General features: G+C 70.9%; 16 protein-coding genes and 4 tRNA genes. 7 read left to right on the top strand and 13 right to left on the bottom strand.

Annotation, left to right across the window (positions count from 1 at the left end):
* Position 1: 1 nt before the first annotated feature.
* Positions 2-1,024 (top strand): glycosyltransferase, encoded by a 1,023-nt coding sequence (locus tag OG386_RS23640; protein WP_328789777.1) that lies wholly within the window; start codon positions 2-4, stop codon positions 1,022-1,024.
* 23 nt (positions 1,025-1,047) lie between these two features.
* A complete protein-coding gene (locus tag OG386_RS23635; protein ID WP_328789776.1) occupies positions 1,048-2,073 on the top strand; it encodes a hypothetical protein in 1,026 nt (341 codons plus the stop codon).
* Positions 2,074-2,522: 449 nt separating this feature from the next.
* Here the strand turns inward: OG386_RS23635 and OG386_RS23630 are convergent, their stop codons facing one another.
* From OG386_RS23630 to OG386_RS23615, 4 genes are all read right to left on the bottom strand, one after another.
* On the bottom strand, positions 2,523-4,079 hold the full coding sequence (locus OG386_RS23630) for a hypothetical protein (RefSeq protein WP_328789775.1): 1,557 nt from the start codon (positions 4,077-4,079) through the stop codon (positions 2,523-2,525).
* A complete protein-coding gene (locus tag OG386_RS23625) occupies positions 4,076-5,176 on the bottom strand; it encodes a bifunctional DNA primase/polymerase (RefSeq protein ID WP_328789774.1) in 1,101 nt (366 codons plus the stop codon). The genes OG386_RS23630 and OG386_RS23625 overlap by 4 nt, the downstream gene beginning before the upstream one ends.
* Positions 5,177-5,241: 65 nt before the next feature.
* On the bottom strand, positions 5,242-5,523 hold the full coding sequence (locus OG386_RS23620) for a hypothetical protein (RefSeq protein WP_046777500.1): 282 nt from the start codon (positions 5,521-5,523) through the stop codon (positions 5,242-5,244).
* Positions 5,520-5,768, bottom strand: a complete 249-nt coding sequence (locus OG386_RS23615; protein WP_328789773.1) for a helix-turn-helix domain-containing protein — start codon at positions 5,766-5,768, stop codon at positions 5,520-5,522. The genes OG386_RS23620 and OG386_RS23615 overlap by 4 nt, the downstream gene beginning before the upstream one ends.
* A 255-nt stretch (positions 5,769-6,023) precedes the next feature.
* Here OG386_RS23615 and OG386_RS23610 point away from each other — a divergent pair, with 255 nt between their 5' ends.
* Together OG386_RS23610 and OG386_RS23605 are read left to right on the top strand one after the other, a co-directional pair.
* The gene (locus tag OG386_RS23610) at positions 6,024-6,686 is read left to right on the top strand and encodes a hypothetical protein (RefSeq protein ID WP_328789772.1); all 663 of its coding nucleotides are present in this window, start codon (positions 6,024-6,026) and stop codon (positions 6,684-6,686) included.
* Positions 6,687-6,688: 2 nt separating this feature from the next.
* Positions 6,689-8,302 (top strand): site-specific integrase, encoded by a 1,614-nt coding sequence (locus OG386_RS23605; protein ID WP_328789771.1) that lies wholly within the window; start codon positions 6,689-6,691, stop codon positions 8,300-8,302.
* 34 nt (positions 8,303-8,336) lie between these two features.
* Here OG386_RS23605 and OG386_RS23600 read toward each other — a convergent pair.
* From OG386_RS23600 to OG386_RS23575, 6 genes are all read right to left on the bottom strand, one after another.
* Positions 8,337-8,409 (bottom strand) — tRNA-Lys (locus OG386_RS23600).
* 220 nt (positions 8,410-8,629) lie between these two features.
* On the bottom strand, positions 8,630-10,981 hold the full coding sequence (locus OG386_RS23595; RefSeq protein ID WP_328789770.1) for a DEAD/DEAH box helicase: 2,352 nt from the start codon (positions 10,979-10,981) through the stop codon (positions 8,630-8,632).
* Positions 10,982-11,259: 278 nt separating this feature from the next.
* Positions 11,260-11,805, bottom strand: coding sequence for a hypothetical protein (locus OG386_RS23590; protein WP_328789769.1), 546 nt, complete (start codon positions 11,803-11,805; stop codon positions 11,260-11,262).
* A gap of 123 nt (positions 11,806-11,928) precedes the next feature.
* Positions 11,929-12,303 carry a fluoride efflux transporter CrcB gene (crcB, locus tag OG386_RS23585; protein ID WP_328789768.1) on the bottom strand — a complete coding sequence of 125 codons (375 nt, stop codon included), beginning with the start codon at positions 12,301-12,303 and terminating at the stop codon, positions 11,929-11,931.
* A complete protein-coding gene (locus OG386_RS23580) occupies positions 12,300-12,836 on the bottom strand; it encodes a FluC/FEX family fluoride channel (protein ID WP_443053188.1) in 537 nt (178 codons plus the stop codon). The genes crcB and OG386_RS23580 overlap by 4 nt, the downstream gene beginning before the upstream one ends.
* Positions 12,833-13,183 carry a metallopeptidase family protein gene (locus tag OG386_RS23575; protein WP_030012899.1) on the bottom strand — a complete coding sequence of 117 codons (351 nt, stop codon included), beginning with the start codon at positions 13,181-13,183 and terminating at the stop codon, positions 12,833-12,835. The genes OG386_RS23580 and OG386_RS23575 overlap by 4 nt, the downstream gene beginning before the upstream one ends.
* Before the next feature lie 103 nt (positions 13,184-13,286).
* Here OG386_RS23575 and OG386_RS23570 point away from each other — a divergent pair.
* The 3 genes from OG386_RS23570 (at position 13,287) to OG386_RS23560 (ending at position 13,571) form a co-directional block, all read left to right on the top strand.
* Positions 13,287-13,359 (top strand) — tRNA-Glu (locus OG386_RS23570).
* A gap of 39 nt (positions 13,360-13,398) precedes the next feature.
* A tRNA-Asp gene (locus tag OG386_RS23565) sits at positions 13,399-13,472 on the top strand.
* 22 nt (positions 13,473-13,494) lie between these two features.
* A tRNA-Phe gene (locus tag OG386_RS23560) sits at positions 13,495-13,571 on the top strand.
* Positions 13,572-13,609: 38 nt separating this feature from the next.
* Here OG386_RS23560 and OG386_RS23555 read toward each other — a convergent pair.
* The 3 genes from OG386_RS23555 to OG386_RS23545 all read right to left on the bottom strand — a co-directional run bounded on the left by OG386_RS23555 (position 13,610) and on the right by OG386_RS23545 (position 15,923).
* Complete coding sequence (locus OG386_RS23555) at positions 13,610-14,455, bottom strand: cytochrome c biogenesis CcdA family protein (protein WP_328789767.1); 846 nt, start codon at positions 14,453-14,455, stop codon at positions 13,610-13,612.
* Entirely contained in the window at positions 14,452-15,195 is a 744-nt protein-coding gene (locus tag OG386_RS23550) for a DsbA family protein (RefSeq protein WP_328789766.1), read from the bottom strand. Before OG386_RS23550 ends, OG386_RS23555 begins: the two co-directional genes overlap by 4 nt.
* A 143-nt stretch (positions 15,196-15,338) precedes the next feature.
* Positions 15,339-15,923: a hypothetical protein gene (locus OG386_RS23545; RefSeq protein ID WP_328789765.1), complete on the bottom strand. Its 585-nt coding sequence runs from the start codon at positions 15,921-15,923 to the stop codon at positions 15,339-15,341.
* Positions 15,924-15,941: the final 18 nt, after the last annotated feature.

The raw sequence follows: 15,941 nt of genomic DNA, 5'->3' as shown, positions 1-15,941 counted from the left end.
CGTGCTCGTCGGCGTCTGCGACTTCCCTGGTAGCTACGCCTTTCCACCCGCCGGGTACGGCGGGATCGAACGATGGCTGTGGGCGGTCGCCGTAGGCGCCCGGGCCGCAGGCGCCGACGTACACCTCCTCGGGCCGGGCTGGCTCACGGACCTGGAGAACGACTGGGTCCGTAAGCCGGTCCGCTTGGAGGACATCACCGCCGGATCACTCGCCGAGAGCGAGCTCCGCGACACCGGATACGACCTCCTGGTCGTGGGACACGAGTACCCCTCTCTCCCGGCCTGGACCCGCACCTGGAATGCGCTGGACTGCGACGTCGCCACGTTCCAGCACTCGCCGGTCTTCCAGCACACCAGCGCAGCCTTCGACGGCAAGAGGACCCGCCTCTACTGCTACTCGCCCGAGATGATCGAGCGGTACGCGAACCACCAGCCGATACCCGAGCTCGCCGTGCACCTCGGCCTCAACGAGGAGGAGCCGCCGGCGGTCGCCGGTACCGACCTCGTGTGGCTCGGCCGGATCGACGAGGAGAAGGCTCCGCACATCGCCGTACGTGCTGCTCAGATACTCGGCCGCCGGATCCGGATCGTCGGACCGGTCTTCGACGAGGGCTACGTACGACGCCACGACCGGCTCTTCAGCGCGGACCACGTCAAGTGGGTCGGCGAACTCGGCGGCCCCGCCAAGGCCGCCGCCATCCGCGACGCGTCCGTCTTCGTCTACACCTACGCCCGCACCTACGTGGAGGCCGGCGCCGCCGTCTTCGGAGAGTCCCTCCGCGCGGGCACCCCCATGGCCGCCCTCACCTGGCGCACCGGCACCTGCGCCGAAGCCGCCCTCTGCGACCAGACCGGCGCCATCACCGTGGCCAACCCAGACGAGGACGACGAGACAGCCGCCCGCCAGCTGGCTCAAGCCATCGAGCGAGCGGATAGCCTCGACCACCGACAGGTCCAGGAGATCGGGCAGCACCGATTCGATCCCGCCCGGCACTTCCGGGCGATGGCGGCACGGTCAGCATGACCAGCACGGCCAGTGGAGACGGAATGTCTCTGTCGGAACGGATACCCGCTGCGCTCCGTGCGGCGTTAGGCGGGCACTGGGAGTTCACCGTCGCCGACTCCCGCATCGAGATCCGGCATCCGCAGCGCGGCACCCCCTATCGGCCACCCCGCCGCCCGCCCTCATGGCGCGAACTCCTCGACGAGCTGGAGAGCGGCTTCGCAAGGAACGGCGCCCCACGTGCCGCCTGTCTCCCGCTCCGATGGGGCCGTGAGACCGAACTGACCATCTCCGCAGTCCAAGCCCTCGACCCACTCCTCAAGGAGGGCAAGCCCCACACGTACCGGACCGGCTTCCTCCCTCAGCCCGTCGTGCGCTTCACCGGCCAGCGCGACACCGCCGGCGCCCTGTGCGAAGGGTTCCTCACCTCCTTCGTCAATATCTCCCGCGTCCAACCCGTCCAGAACTTGGACGCGTACGGATCCATCCTCGATGGCTGGCTGTCCGTCCTGTCCCAGCTCGGCTTCCACTGCCGGCATCTGAGCATCTACGGCAGTCTCACGACGTGGCGGCGACGACAGGTCGCAGGTGTAACGCTGCGCTTTCGCCACCTGGACCTCACCCTTGGCGACATCGTCCTCCTCTGGAACGTCGAGAGCCCGGAGCACATGGCCGTGGACCTTGGCACCGGACTGGAACGTCTGGCCTGGGCGCGCACCCAACTGGGCTGGCACGACTTGATCTACGGCGGCATCGCCCAGGCGGCACCAGCAGAGACGCTGGACGCCATCCGCACCGCCACGCTCCTCCTCAGCCACGGGATTACTCCTGCGGCCCGGGGGGCGGGCGGAATCACGCGGCGGGTCATCGGTTCGATTGATCCAGCCGCTGCGCGCCTGGGTGTCAGCGCCGTAGTCCGAGAGCTGTACGACTACTGGTCGCTCTTCGGGACTCCCACCGTCCCGTGGGCCTCTGTCACCGCTGCCATCGAAGCGGAGCTGCATGGCCAGTCACGCCGTCTCCCGCGCGTGGGAGGCTCATCAACCGGTCGCTCGCAACCGTGGACCTAACGATGGTGGGCCGTTTCCTCTTCGGGCAGTTACACGCCCCTATGACCAGCAGACGTGTGGTCCCTGGACTGATCCGGCACAGGCCCACAATGGGCAGAAGAGGAAACGGTCAATACGCGCGCACGCGCGCGCGAGGCGCGACCGGTCGCGGCATCGGACAGAGGGGGACGCGGAGCACGTGGGGGGACGACGTTCCCGGTGTCCTCTCTGCCTCTCTTTCCTCCTTGTTTCTGGGACAGAGAAGACAGGGTCCTACAGCGTCCCCCCGCGTACCCGAAACCGGCTTTCGCCTGAAGTTGCTGGCTGGGCGGGCGATCTGGGCGTCGTTCGGCGCGTCCCCCTCGCGTCCCCTTGGTCTCCGGGGCGTCCCCCTCTCGTCCCCCGGGTACACAGCCGCCCCGGTCCGCAGTGGTCGCGGGCCGGGGCGGCTGGCTGGTCGGAGGGCCGGGCTACGGGGTGAACGTGATCGTGTACTTCCTGCCGTTCTTGTTGCTCGTCGGGGCGATCACGTTGATGCCCCGGGAGCGAAGGGCCGGCGCCGACTGCTTGAGCCGGGCGCTGAGGACAGCGGATGTCTGGGGCCACCGCTCCCCTGGGCTGCAACGGGCAGAAAGCACCGCGTTCAGCTCGGTCATGGTGCCGGTCCACCCTCCAGTGGGGAAGCTCGGTGAGCTCACCCAGTCCCGCAGTGCCGCAGTGACCGGGTTCCCATCGAGGACAGCTTCGACGAGTTCGTCCTGCGAGCCGTGGAAGGTCTCCAGGGCCGTCCAGCCTGTCACGCGGTCCAGCGCGTGCAGCAGCTCGGAGAAGTCGGCCATGCGCGGGCGATCGACCAGGGCAGCCGCAGCGTGGGGAAGGTCGGCCCACACCATGACCGCCAGGTCCAGGAGGGCGCCCAGGATTTGGGGGCTCGCCTGTTCGTAGGCGCCCCACAGCTCCGCCAGGGTGCGGCGCTTGGTGATGCGCTGGAGTTCAAGCGCCATGGAGCGTTCGGCGAGGTCGTTGGACATGGCGCCGGTGTCGATACCGGTGAGCAGCACGGGGCGCTGGCTGACCAGAATGCTGACGTCGTCGTCGCTGTAGAGGGCGCGGCTGACCTGGGCTCCGCCGGTGACGACGCGGCACAGGGCGTCCGACATCCACTTGGGGATTCCCGAGAGGTTGTCGAAGGGAAGGGTCCAGCCGGCCGAGGCGGTGACTCCGAGGTCCTTGAGGTTCTCCGGCGCTTGGCGGAGCGGGATCGCCGCGCCATCGAGGAGACCGACGAGCATCCGCCCCGCAGTGGTCTTCCCGGTGCCCTGTTCCCCGGTGAGGTAGGCGATAGGGCGAGGGAGAGAGGGACGCAGGGCGGCCAGCCACCAGGCCACCGCGAGGGGCAGCGTCGCCGCGGTGAACGGAAGCATCTGGGCGAGGGTGTCAATGCCCGCCTGCCAGCCGCCCTGGGGGCGCTCGGGGAGGGGGAGTTCACCGATCAGCTTGGTGCGTCGCCAGATCGGTCCTTCTCCCGGGTCAGGGTAGGTGAGTGTCCAGCCGTCCGGGGCGATGCGTACGGACTGGCCGTCGGGCCGGCCGAGGTCGAGCCATGTAACCGTCGGGTCGCTCGGATCCGGTGCGACGCGGAGCCAGAGGTTTGTCTCGGGGGCGGACAGGGCGAGGGCGTCGAGGGCGGCCACGGCGTCGCTGAGCGCCGTCTGGGAGGGGGTGCGGTCATGGGCCTGGAGATAGCGGACGGTGAGCAGCTGGCGGACGCTGCCGGTGGAGCTGTGCGCCTTGGCCCTGAGCGGTACGGCGATGGGCGCTCCGTCCCAGGGCACGGCGTAGGGGTCGCCGTTGCTGCGCAGGTACCGGAATTCGTTCTGTCCGATGGCGCGGAGCACCTCGACCTGCGGCGGGCCCTTGTGCTGACCTGGCCGTGCCACGTCGTGCTCGGGGCTGCTCAGGCCCCCGGGTATGGCAACGAGCGAGCGAGCCGCGGATGCCGCGTCGTAGGGCAGCGGCGTGGTCATGCGGCCCCCTTGAGAGTGCGTGGCTGGCGTTCACCAGCGGTCAGGCCCGATCGGATCGCCGCTTCGGCCTCGCGGTCCGGCAGGCCAGCGTGCCGAGCGGCGTCGAGCAGCGCGTCAGCGACCTGCTGTCGGTCGAGAGATGCGGGAGCCAGGAGCGTGCCGAGGCTGAACGCCGCGCGGTTCACGGCGTCGTTGCGAGTTCCGGATGGCGCCTCGGCGACGGCGGTCAGTTCGCGGCGTACCGCAGCGGCGACGTAGCCGCCGCCGAGTGAGCGACTGCGCCACGGTGGCACGATCCGTGGCCGCTCGGGCCGTACTCGGTGCCCGGTGCGGTCGAGCTCGCGGGCCAGCCAGACAGGCAGCTCCGCGACGCTCCGGCAGTCGCCCAGCGCCGTGTACGTGCCCTTCTTGGTGGTCGTGCCAGGTGCAACGGCGTACGAGGACCCGGCGCGCAGGTCGAGCTGCCAGCCCAGCGCACCGGCGAGCGGACGCCACGTCGTGCCCCTGGGTGCCTTGAACCAGTAGTGCACTCCGCCGGACGGCGTCAGGACAGTCAGAGTCTGCTGGCCACAGCCGGGCAGCGGCGCGCGCCGCACTTCGGCGAGCAGGGCGAGCGTGTCACGGCCGTCCGTGATGCTGCCGGGGGTGATGTCGAGGGGCAGGTCGACACCGGGGAGCAGGGCCGCCTGGTCGGCGGGTGCCGATTCCCCGTGGCTGTCCACATCGAGGATGACCAGTCCGGAGGGACCGGCGGCGATCCCCACGCCGGCGGAAGGCAGGCGGTGCCACCAGCCGGTGATCCGGCCAGGGTCGTTGGTCGCGGCGAGCACTCCGTGGCAGGGACGGCCGGAGGCGATGCAGGGGCAGCCGTGCCCGTCGTGCTCGGTGTACTGCGGGTTGGGGCGCTGCTTGCTGCCCTGGGAGCACCGGTCGCATCCGCGTACGGGGATCTTGGTTCCCGGCGTGAGCGGATGGACGTGCCAGCCTTGCGCGGCGACCCACAGGGCGACGCGCAGGGGGTTCGGTGCGGCAGGTCGGAAGGGGTTCGAGTGTGAGTCGGATTCGGCCGCGCGGGGGAGCTGGATAGGCTCCTGCATGTAGAGGTCTCCTTGCGGCGGCACGGGGCGGGCTTGGTCGTTCGCACCCCGTGCCGTCGTACTGTTCAGGCTTGGACGGAGCTGGAGAGTTCGAGGGCTCCGGCGGATGCGCCAACATCCGTGCGGAGCCCGGCCTCTTCCTGTGGACGGACGCCGAGGGCCTCATGCAGCTCGGCAGTGACGACGCGCAGCGCGCGGCCGAGCCGCAGAGTCCGCACCGGCAGCTCTCCCCGCTTGGCCAGGGCGTACGTCGTACTGCGCTTGAGCCCGAACGCGCGGCCGGCGGTCTCAAGGTCGACGGTCGCGGGGAGGGCGAGCAGCTCGGCTCGGGTGAGGGCGCTACTCATGCCACCTCGTCTCGGCGACGCTGGTGCTGGACCAGCTCCTCGAGGACGAGCGCATAGGCGAGCGCGGCCTCTCCCCTCGGGCTTCGCTTCCCTCGCTCCCAGCGCCAGACCGTCGACGGGTCCACCCCACACAGGTCCGCGATCTCCGACAGCGACAGCCGCGCGGCGGCGCGAGTACGCATCGCTGCCCCCGAGGCAGCGTCGGCCCGCACCTGCGCGAGGCGCAGGACATCAGTTCTGATCATGGACCGAGCCTAGCCGATACCTTGCCTCAACTCCACAGGACTTCCTCACCCGTTGAACCGTGATGAACTTTGCCGACAGGCAAGGTTAGATAGGGACAGAGGAGGGCTGAGAGGGAAGATGAGGGACCAGATGAGACTTGATGAGCACAAACAAGGAAAGACCGGGAAAGCAGGCTGGAAGACATGAGGGCACGCATGAGAGCGAGCGGGACAGTCATCCTTGCCACTTCCTTGCCTCTCGGGCAGGATTCAGGCATGCAGAATGATGGAGTGCCCGACGGATGGGACTACGTAGCCACCCCCGGCTGGCCCTACGACCAGTTCCGCGGGGAACCGCCCCTCGTCGATCTCGGGCACCTGAAGATGCCGAGCCACTTCACCGGTATCGCCGTGGGGAAAAAGGTGCGCGCCACGGTCGCGCTGTGCTTCCGCGCCGACCCGCAGTCGGGCGTGCAGCTGGTGTCCGTCATGACCGGTGACACAGGAGCCGACTTCGGACTCGAAGCGGTTCTCGAAGCAGCGGGGATCGCGACGTGGAAGCACGCCGCGTTCATGCAGCTGGTGAACAGCTCGGCTACCGAATGGCTCGGGGAGACCCTCGCCCCCCAGGCCGACCAATCGGCTTCCCCGTTCGAGCAGAAGAAGGAAGAGGCGCGGCGGCTACTGGCCCCACTGTTCGGGCTCCTGCCGGCCCAGCAGACGCCTGGACAGCGCCGCAGCCTCACCCCGGACCACCTGACCAACGTGGCCGAGGTCTACCGCGAGGCGCACAAGCAGGGCCGGCCGCCCACCGTCGCGGTCGCCGAGCACTTCGGCGTCTCGCACTCCGCTGCCGCGAAGTGGGTCGGGGCGGCACGCAAGCAAGGCCAGTTGGGGCCCGTGGCGAAGGGGTCGCGGGGATCTGTTGAGGGGGACTGAGATTGAACGGGTCGACTCACCGGCGGTGCAACTGCCGGGACCAGGAGAGCGGGAAGCTGCTCGGGAGTAAGTGCCCGAAGCTCAAGAACAAACGCCACGGGGCCTACAGGCTGCGGCAGGAGCTCCCGCCCACCAGCGAGGGCACACGGCGCTCGTTCACCCGCGGCGGCTACGAGTCCAAGGGGGAAGCCCAGGCCGACCTGGACCACATACGGGCCCTGCTCGCCCTGGCCGATTCGGACGACGACGAGGGCCGCGAGCGCATCGTCGAGCTGCTCGCCAAGGTGGCACAGGACAAGGCACCTCTGCCGGACCTCGAAGAGACGCGGCGTCGGCTGCACACCACGCAGTCCCTCACCATCCGGATCACGGTCGGCGAGTGGCTCGACACCTGGCTCGCGGCGAAGAAGACCCGGAAGACCACGACCAACGGCTACGCCTCGCACCTCAAGGTGCACCTGAGGCCGCGCATCGGGCACCTGCGGCTGGACCGGCTCAACGTCGGGCACCTCGTTGAGATGTTCGACGCCATCGCCGACGAGAACGAGGTCATCGCGGCCGAGAACCAGGAGCGCCGCGATCAGATCGCTCGGTGCAAGCCGAGCAAGGCGGGGCGCCCGGTGGGCGCCGAGCGGGCCAAGCTGGCGCTGGAGAAGGCGAAGCTCGCCGAGATGAAGCCGTTCCGGAAGCTCACGGGGCCGGCGACCCGTCAGAGCATCCGGCGGACCCTGCGGGCCGCGCTGAACGCGGCGATAGCCCGGCAGCTCGTCACCTTCAACCCGGCCGCGCACGTGGAGCTTGAGTCGGGCAAGCGCCCGAAGCCGCTTCTGTGGACCGCTGAGCGGGTGGGGCGGTGGCAGGAGACGGGCGAGAAACCGAGCCCGGTCATGGTGTGGATGCCGGAGCAGCTTGGCGCGTTCCTCGACCACGCGTCAGACCACCGGCTGTACGCGTTCTTCCACCTGATCGCGTTCCGCGGGCTGCGGCGCGGCGAGGGCGTGGGCCAGGACTGGACGCACGTGAACCTGGACGCTGGGCTACTCACCGTCGCGAGCGAGATCGTGCAGGACGGATGGACGCCGTACGAGTCTGAGCCGAAGACGGACTCCAGCGCGAACACCATCGGCCTGGACAACGACACCGTGGCCGTTCTGCGGGCGCACAGGGTCCGGCAGAACAAGGAGCGCCTCAAGTGGGGGAAGGGCTGGCAGAACACGGGGAAGGTCTTCACCAAGGAGGACGGCACCTGGCTGCATCCGGACACCGTCTCCAAGGAGTTCCGGCGCCTCTACGAGGAGATCGGACTGCCGCCCATCAACCTCCGGGACCTGCGCCACGGGACGGCGACCCTCACCCACGCCGGCGGTGGCGACCTCCACACCATCAAGGAGACGCTGCGGCACTCCACCATCACGCTGACTTCGGACACCTACACGAGCCTGCTGCCCGAGGTCGACAAGGCCGCCGCGGAGGCAGCCGCTCGACTCGTCCCGAGAGCGCGTCCAGCCGTGGCGGCGAACGGGAGTTCCAGCACCGCCGCTCCCGCATCGCTCCCGCACGGGGCCCCGAACGACGAAGCGCCTCGATCGGCCGAAGCCAATCGAGGCGCTAAGTAGCAGGTCAGAGGGGTTAACCCCCGCCTGGGAGCAGTAGGCCATGTCGGACTCGAACCGACAACCAACGGATTAAAAGTCCGCTGCTCTGCCAATTGAGCTAATGGCCCTCCAGGTGCTCACCCCAGAGCATAGCCGGACCGCGCCGGTCAGCCGATCGGGTATCCGCCGGCCGGCCTGTCGCCGCCGGCTCGGTGGGGCTCCGCACGGCTCCTCGGGCCGGCCCCCGGAGGGGCGTTACGCACCATCAGTTCCCTGGAGCGAGGAAAGGGCCCGTACGCCACTTAGGTGGCGTACGGGCCCTTTCTCAGGGGTTCAGCTCAACTGCGATCAGCCGTTGCGCTTCCAGCGCGGCTTGTCGTCACGGCGGCCGCCGAAGCCGCCGGTGGAACCGGAACCGGAACCGGACGGACGGTGGTCGTCACGACGGCCGTACGGGCGGTCGCCGCCACCGGAGCGGAAGCCGCCGGACGGACGGTCGTCACGACGGAAGCCACCACCGGACGGACGGTCGCCACCGGAGCGGAAGCCACCCGACGGACGGTCATCGCGGTTGAAGCCGCCCGAGGGGCGGTCGTCACGGTTGAAGCCGCCGGAGGGACGGTCGTCGCGGCGGAAGCCACCACGGTCGCCACCACGGTCATCGCGGTTGAAGCCACCCGACGGACGGTCGTCACGACGGAAGCCACCACCGGACGGACGGTCGCCACCGGAGCGGAAGCCACCCGACGGACGGTCGTCGCGGCGGAAGCCACCACGGTCGCCACCACGGTCATCGCGGTTGAAGCCACCCGACGGACGGTCGTCACGACGGAAGCCACCACCGGACGGACGGTCGCCACCGGAGCGGAAGCCACCCGACGGACGGTCGTCGCGGCGGAAGCCACCACGGTCGTCACGGTTGAAGCCACCCGACGGACGGCCACCGCGGTCACCGCGGTCGTCGCGGCGGAAGCCACCACGGTCGCCACCGCGGTCGCCGCCACGGTTGTCGCGACGCTCGAAGTTGCCACGGTCGTCGCGCTGGGCGCGCTGCTCCTCACGGCGCTCCTGCGCCGCGATCTCGGCGGCAGCGGCGGCGGCAGCAGCCGCGACCTCGGCCTCGGCGGCCTCGGCCACCTCGGCGACAGCGGCCTCCGGGTCCTCGCCGCGCTCGCGGGCGGAGCGGGCGACGAGGCGGTCGGCCTCCTCGCGCAGCTCCACGGCACGGCGCGACAGGCGCTCGAGCTGCTTGGTGAGCTCGGCGACCTCGCGCTCGGCCTGCTTGGCGGCGTTGTTCGCGGAGTCGGCCTGGACCTCGGTCAGCGAACGGGCACCGGTGATCTCGGCGACCTCCGGCTCGAAGGCGCCGGCGCCCTGGACGATGTGACGCGAGGCGTCGACGCCCGCGTCCTCCATCAGGCGGAAGATCTGGCGACGCTGGTGCGGCAGCGCGAGGGAGACCACGACACCGGACTTGCCGGCGCGGGCGGTACGGCCCGAGCGGTGCAGGTAGTCCTTGTGGTCGCCGGCCGGGTCCACGTTCAGGACCAGGTCGATGCCGTCGACGTGGATGCCGCGGGCGGCGACGTCGGTGGCGACGAGCGCGTTGACGTAGCCGTCCTTGAAGTCGGCGAGGACGCGGGTACGAGCACCCTGCGTCATGCCGCCGTGCAGCGCGTCGGCCTTCACGCCGGCCTCGACGAGCTGCTCGGCGATGCGGTCGGCGCCCAGCTGGGTGCGGACGAAGATGATGGTGCGGCCCTTGCGGGCGGCGATGGCGGCCGTGACCGGCGCCTTGTCCTTCGGCTTCACGACGAGGACGTGGTGCGTCATGGTCGTGACGTTGCCCTGCGCGCTGTCGACCTCGTGCGTGACGGGGTTGGACAGGTAGCGCTTGACCAGGGTGCCGATCTCGTTCTCCATGGTGGCGGAGAAGAGCATGCGCTGGCCGCCGCCGGGGATCTGGTCGAGCAGCTCGGTGACCTCGGGCAGGAAGCCCAGGTCAGCCATCTGGTCGGCCTCGTCGAGGACCGCGACCTGGACGTTCTCCAGGGAGCAGGCACCGCGGTTGATGATGTCGCGCAGACGGCCCGGGGTGGCGACGAGGACGTCGACACCGCGCTCCAGGGCGTAGATCTGGTTGCTCATGGAGGTACCGCCGCAGACGACCTTCATCTTCAGGCCGAGCACGTCGCCGTACGGCTGGAGGGCGTCCGCGACCTGCATCGCGAGCTCACGCGTCGGCGTGAGGATGATGGCGCGGGGCTTCTTCTTCTCGGTGAAACCGCCGGCGAGCTGCGCCAGGGTCGGCAGACCGAAGGAGAGGGTCTTGCCGGAGCCGGTGCGGCCACGGCCGAGGATGTCCTTGCCGGCCAGGGCGTCCGGGATGGTCGCGGCCTGGATCGGGAAGGGAGAGGTGACGCCGTTCTGCGCGAGCTTGCGCACGACGCCCTCGGGGAGACCGAGGTCGCCGAAGGTGATCGAGGGCTCGGCGTCAACGTCAGCGTCAGCGTCGTCGTCGAAGTCGGTGGTCGAGTCCTCGTAGGACTCGTCGGTGTTCACGTCGGCCTCAAGAGCCTCGATGATCTCGTTGGCCTCAGCGGCCTCGATCGCCTCGGTGACCACGAGGGCCTCGGCGTCGATCATCTCGTTGGAGTCGTTCTCGGGCATGACGGAACGGTCAGAGCTGGAAATGGACATGCGAAATGCGAAACCTTCCGGAGTCTCGGCACGCGCCCAAACTCCGTGAATCGCAAATCGACCGCCTCAATGCGGTCAGCCACGGCTAGGGAGAGTACGCGCCACACGGCGCTCTTCGGATTCGGCGCCGGGCAATGGGATCAAACGATCTATAACCATACGCACCCTCCCCGGGGTCTGGCAAGTCGCCCCCGCAGAAACGTCTCCGACCTGCGAAAACGTCTCCGGCGCCGGTATCGGACCGAGCCCGGCCGGACCCAGCCGGGTGCCCGCCGGGCCTAAAGCTCGGGGGCCGGCTGGATGGTCGGCTCCGGCTGCGGACTCGGCGGCGGCAACGTGGGTTCCGTCACAGGGGGAGTCGTGGCCGGGGGCGCCGGGGTCGGGCTCGCCGACTGCTGTCCGCCGGCCGAACCGCCCGGGCCGCCGGATCCACCGCCCGCACCGCCCGACCCGCCCGTAGCGGGTTGCTGCGGGCCCTGCCCGCCCGCGCCGCCGCCCGGTCCCGCCGACGGCGCGGGCGCCCCCGGCCGGCCGGTCGGCGCGCCCGGGCTCGGCGAGGCCCCGGTCGCACCGGAGGCCTTGCCGTCCTCCTTGTGCCTGCCGTCCTGGCTCGCCGTACCGTCCTTCGCGCCGTGCCCGTTGCCGCGGACCCCGGGGCCCCGTCCCGAGACGGTCCCCGCGCCGGCCTCGGCGCCGCTGCGGCGGTCCCCCGGAGCGGAGGGCCCGGGCTTCGCCGCGTCCTCACCGACACTCATGCAGCCGGCCGTTGCCGCGACCGCGAGCGCGGTGACGGCCAGTCGGAGGGAAGCGGACAACTGGCGCACGGGGGCACCTCCGGAGCCTGAGGGTGAACATTCCGCATGAGCGGGTCAATGTGCCCAACTCCCTTTGACCCGTATGGGACACGCCCTCCGACGAACACCCGGGCGGAGCCCGGGCCGAACCCCTCAGCCGAAGAGCTGCCGCGCCACCTGCGACCCGAGGTGCACCGCACCGAGCCCGACCAGCACCGACATCCCCACGTTCGCCGCGGCCAGGAACCCCCGGCCGCGCTCGGCCAGCCGCAGCGTCTCGTACGAGAACGTCGAATACGTGCTGAGCGCCCCGCACAGCCCGGCCCCGAGCAGCAACTGCAGCCGCGAGGAAGCGGACCCCGCCAGGGCCGCCCCGGCCAGCGCCCCGAGCACCAGGCAGGCGACCGCGTTGACCACGAAGGTGCCCCAGGGGAAGAGCGAGTCGTGCCGCGCCTGCACCGCACGGTCCAGCAGGTAGCGCAGCGGCGCGCCGACGGCCGCACCCGCCACCACGAGCAGCCAGTTCACCGCGGAACTCGCCCGCGTCCGGTCCCGCGCCCGGTCCCGCGGACCACGAGTCGGGTCGCCGCGGCCGCCGCCCACACGGCGCCGAGCGCCGCCACCACCGTGAGCCCGCCGTAGGTCAGGGCGGTCCCCGTCTCGCCCTCGTCCAGGAGCCTCGAGAAGTCCACCGCGTAGGTGGAGAAGGTGGTGAAGCCGCCGAGCACGCCGACCCCGACGAAGGGCCGCAGCAACGGATGCGGGGCCGTCCGGCCGCCCTCGCTGATCAGCACCATGAGCACGCCGATCAGCGCGCTGCCGGAGGCGTTGATCCACAGGGTCGCCCACGGGAAGGCCCCGGGCCCGGCCGGCCACAGCAGGGAGATCCCGTACCGCGCCGCACCCCCGATCGCGCCGCCCGCCGCCACCGCCGCGAGCACCCGGCCCTGCGGCTCGGCGCGCTGCGCGGGTACGTGCAGGTCGACGTCCGGATCGATCGCCTCCGCCGCCTGCGCCGCCCGCTCCGCCCCGTCGCCGGGAACCGGGAGCGGGGAGGTCACCCGTACCCCAGCGCGTGCAGCCGCTCGTCGTCGATCCCGAAGTGGTGGGCGATCTCGTGCACCACGGTGACCTCCGTCTCCGCGACCACGCTCTCCCGGTCCTCGCACATGCGCAACGTGGGATTGCGGTAGATCGTGATCCGGTCCGGCAGCACCCCGGCGTACCACTCGCCGCGGTCCGTCAGCGGAGTTCCCTCGTACAGACCGAGCAGCTCGGGGTCGTCGGCGGGAGGTTCGTCCTCGACGAACACCGCCACGTTGTCCATCAGCCGCGTCAGCTCCGGCGGGATCCGGTCCAGGGCCTCTGCGACGAGCTCTTCGAACTCCTCGCGCGTCATCTCCAGCACCCGGCCATTGTCGCTCCGGGGGAAACCGTTTTGGCGATAGCTCCCCGGATCCCATATGCTTCTCACGTCCCCGACGCGCTGAGAAGTGCCCGGCGGGCCTTTAGCCCTCATCGTCTAGTGGCCCAGGACGCCGCCCTTTCAAGGCGGTAGCACGGGTTCGAATCCCGTTGGGGGTACGCATTACCGTGTGCAAGACTTGTTCTCGCACACTGCAAGGTCCTGTGGAGCAGTTGGTTAGCTCGCCACCCTGTCAAGGTGGAGGTCGCGGGTTCAAGTCCCGTCAGGATCGCTGAAGCCGGAAACGGTTTCGTGGCTGGGTAGCTCAGTTGGTACGAGCGATCGCCTGAAAAGCGATAGGTCGCCGGTTCGACCCCGGCCCCAGCCACCATCAAGAAGGCCCCGTCCATCGGACGGGGCCTTCTGTGGTTACTCCCCTTCGGTCTCGGCCGCCGCCGCACGCTCCCTGCGGCGCCACTGCACCACGCCGACGGCCGCCGCCCCGGCGGCGACCAGGGCGAGCAGCGCCCCGTCCGGCACCGCGTCCGCAAGCGAGCTGACCCGCTGCTCCACGGCGAACGAGTCGTCCACGTCCAGCAGCCCCGGCAGCGCGCTCGCCCCGTCGTAGACGAGGAACAGCACGCCCAGGGTGATGAAGAACAGCCCGGACAGCAGCGAGGTGGTGTGCAGCTCGAAGCGGCCGACGCGCAGGGCCCGCCCGCGCAGCCAGCGCCGCCTGCCCAGGTCGAACCGCTCCCACAGCAGAGCCAGTACGAACAGCGGTACGGCCATCCCCAGGGCGTAGACCGCGAGCAGCAGGCCGCCGTAGACGGGGCTGCCGCTGACCGCCGCGACCGTCAGGACGCTGCCGAGGATCGGGCCGGCGCAGAAACCGGCCAGCCCGTAGACCGCGCCGAGCGCGTACACCGACAGGGCGGTGGTCGGCCGGATCCGGCCCGACAGCTCCGAGATCCGTTTCGGGGCGAAGCCGAGGCCCAGGATCTGCGCGAGGCCGAGCGCGATGATCAGCCAGCCGCCCGCCAGCACGAGCTGGTCGCGGTTGCTGTGGAAGAACCGCCCGGCGTACGAGCCGGCCGCCCCCAGCGGTACCAGGGTGCTCGCGAGGCCCGCGTAGAAGATCCCGGTACGCGCCAGGAGCCGCGAGGTGGAGTCGATGGAGTACGCGAAGAAGGCCGGCAGCAGTAGGGCGCTGCAGGGGCTGAGCAGCGCGAGGAGGCCGCCCAACAGGGCGGCCAGGTATCCGATGTCGGTCACTGCTTCGCCGCCTCGGCCTTCGCCCTGGCGATGGCCGACGTGAAGGCGTCGAGCGGCTGGGCACCGGCGATGGGCTTGCCGTTCAGCAGAAAGGACGGGGTGGAGGTGACGCCGATGCGGTAGCCCTCCTCCTGGTCCTTCTTCAGGGCCGCCGCGGCCCGCTCACCGGCCATGTCCGCCTTGAAGCGCTCCAGATCGGGCACCCCGGCCTCCCGGGCCAGCTCCACGAGCCGGGGCTCGGCGAAGCCCTTCTCCTTCGAGCCACCGGCGTAGGCGGCGGCGTGGAAGGCGTCGAAGCGGTCCTGCTGGCCGGCCGCCCAGGCGGCCTTGGCGGCGGCCTCGGACTCGGCGCCGAAGATCGGGAAGTTGCGCCACTCGATGCGCAGGGTGCCGTCCTCGACGTACTTCTTCACCAGCTCGGGCTCGGTGTCCCGGGCGAACTTGCCGCAGTAGCCGCACTTGAAGTCGGAGTACTCGATGAGCACGACGGGCGCGTCGGCGCGGCCGACGGCGAGCTTGTCGCCGGACTCGCGCCGGGCCAGGGCCTTGAGCTCGGCGGCGGGGTCGGTCCGCGGCGCGGCGCCGGCGCCGGAACCGGAACCGGCCGAACCGGTCTCGGCGGGAGCGGTGGCCTGCCAGGAGACGAGGCCGAGGGTGATCGCGGCGAGGGCCACCCCGGCGGAGATCAGGAGGGGCTTCGCGGAGGACTTCTTGGTGGAGGGCTTCTTGGAAGAGGGCATGCGGGTGCTCCGGTGCTGCGGGCGGGTGGGACGGGACCGGTGGGACCGGTCCCGACTGGGTCGTCTCTTTCGGATCTTGCCGGTGAGGCCCGCGGCGTCCGGTACCGGGCGGCGCGGGGCAGGCAAGATCCGGAGGAGACGGCCTAGACCCGCATCACGCAGAGCTCCAGCCGGTCGGGGGCCGGGCGGTCGGGGCCGCGTACGGGGGTCCGTACGGGCACGGCCGCGGCCGGACCGGCCTCCTCGGGCACCGCCCGGACCGGCGGGACCTGGGCGTGCTCGCCGAAGGCGCGCGCGGGGACGGCGGGCGTACCGCCGCGCTCGGGGGCCACCGGCGCGCAGGCGGGCCCGCCGGCGTCGGCGAACACTGCCGCCCGGGGCCACCCCGGGACCGAGCCGGTGGCCGGGGCCGGGCCCGAAGCCGGCTCCGCTGCCGCGGCAGGGGCCGAAGCCGAAGCCGACGCCAGGCCCGAAGCCGAAGCCGGGACCGAGACCAAGTCGGAAGCCGAAGCCGGAGCCAGGGCGGAGGCATGGTCCCGGACCGGGGCCGAGGCCGGGGCCGAGTCCAGGGCCGGGGCCGAGGTCTGCGCCGGGGCCGAGGACGGGACCGAGTCCGCGGCCGGCGCCGTCCGGGTCGCCGGGGCGACCGCCACCGCCGGGGCCGCACAGCCCAGGAGCACCGCCAGGACCACGCCGAGCAGGTGCCAGACGTGACGGGGGCGGGACAAGGTGGGCTGCCTCTCATT

Source organism: Streptomyces sp. NBC_00273, from assembly GCF_036178145.1.
In the GTDB taxonomy this organism is placed as follows: Bacteria; Actinomycetota; Actinomycetes; order Streptomycetales; family Streptomycetaceae; genus Streptomyces.
This window is presented reverse-complemented; position numbering and strand designations above follow the sequence as displayed.